The following is a 266-nucleotide window of genomic DNA, read 5'->3' on the forward strand; positions in this document are numbered from 1 at the left end:
CGCAAGATCGCGATCGATTATCTCGACCAGCATGGCGAGCCAACCCGGCGCATCGTCTGGCCGATCATCCTGGGCTTCCTCGACGACACGCGAATGCTCGCCGCATGGTGCGAGCTACGCCAGGATTTCCGCCACTTCCGCGCCGATCGCATTTCCGCCGCCACGTTTCTCGAAGACGGTCATGGCGTTCGACCGGCTACGCTTCGCCAGCGCTGGAAGCGAGACATGACGGAGAGGCACGAGGCCGGGAGCGCGCGATGATCGAC

Annotated in this window: 1 protein-coding gene; it reads left to right on the forward strand. The window is 64.3% G+C overall.

Annotated elements, in window-relative coordinates; all coding sequences use genetic code 11:
- A partial coding sequence (locus H926_RS0102215) for a YafY family protein (RefSeq protein ID WP_022674848.1) occupies positions 1 to 261 on the forward strand: 261 nt, incomplete at its 5' end.
- Between the last annotated feature and the right edge of the window lie 5 nt (positions 262 to 266).

It is taken from the genome of Novosphingobium sp. B-7 (assembly GCF_000410615.1).
In the GTDB taxonomy this organism is placed as follows: domain Bacteria; phylum Pseudomonadota; class Alphaproteobacteria; order Sphingomonadales; family Sphingomonadaceae; genus Novosphingobium; species Novosphingobium capsulatum.